The 1,139-nt window shown below is 67.3% G+C and carries 1 protein-coding gene; it reads left to right on the top strand.

Annotated features, from left to right (window positions below):
- Positions 1–1,139 (top strand): methyl-accepting chemotaxis protein (locus tag AC1DU6_RS32205; protein WP_477862285.1); only part of this gene is annotated, 1,139 nt, incomplete at both ends.

The following is a 1,139-nucleotide window of genomic DNA, read 5'->3' as shown; positions in this document are numbered from 1 at the left end:
CTGAAAGCGCTGATCCGCTCGCCCGAGGAGCAGACGCTGTTCGATGAAGTCGGCAAGGCACGCAAGATCTACATCGACTCGCGCGACACGATCGTCAAGCTCAAGAAGGACGGCCAGGCCGAGGCGGCCGACAAGCTGCTGACCGATGTCTTCGTGCCCGGCTCCAAGGTGTATCTGGCCAAGATGCAGGACTTCCTGGACTACCAGCGCAAGGCCATCGACCAGACCGCGGCCGGCATCGACGCCGCCAACAGCAACGGCCGCCTGCTGCTGCTGGGTTTCGGCCTCGCCATGCTGGGCCTGGGCGTGGCCGCTGCCTGGAGCATCACGCGCAGCATCACGCTGCCGCTGGCGGCAGCCAACGAATTGGCCGAGCGCGTGGCGGACGGCAACCTGATGCGCTCGGGCGCGGGGCAGATCGCGAGTTCCGACGAAATCGGCAAGCTGCAGACGACGCTGCGACGCATGCGCGAAACGCTGGCGCAGACGATTGGCAGCATCCGCGATTCGGCCGAATCCATCGGCACCGCGTCGGCCGAGATCGCCAGTGGCAACCAGGACCTGAGCGCCCGCACAGAAAAGGCAGCCTCCAGCCTGGAGCAGACGGCCAGTGCGATGGAGGAGCTGACCGGCACAGTGCAGCAGTCGGCGGCGTCAGCCGGCCAGGCGAACACGCTGGCGGTCTCGGCCGCCAACGTGGCTCAGCGCGGCGGCGAGGTGGTCGGCCAGGTCGTGCACACCATGGACGAGATCAATGCCAGCTCGCGCAAGATCGCCGACATCATCGGCGTCATCGACGGCATCGCCTTCCAGACCAACATCCTGGCGCTGAACGCGGCCGTCGAGGCGGCGCGAGCCGGTGAACAGGGGCGCGGCTTTGCGGTTGTCGCCAGCGAAGTGCGCTCGCTGGCCGGCCGCTCGGCGGATGCGGCCAAGGAGATCAAGAGCCTGATCGGCAGCAGTGTCGAGCGCGTGGAAGCGGGCTCGCGGCTGGTGGCCGAGGCGGGCAAGACGATGGGTGAACTCGTGGGCGCCGTGCAACGCGTCAAGGACATCATGGGCGAGATCACGACCGCCACGGCCGAGCAGTCTGACGGCATCGCCCAGGTCAATATCGCGATTGCCCAGCTCGACCAGGT

The organism is Roseateles sp. P5_B10 (assembly GCF_056400485.1).
Note: the sequence above shows the minus strand (reverse complement) of the source record. Positions and strands in the feature narration are given on the sequence as shown.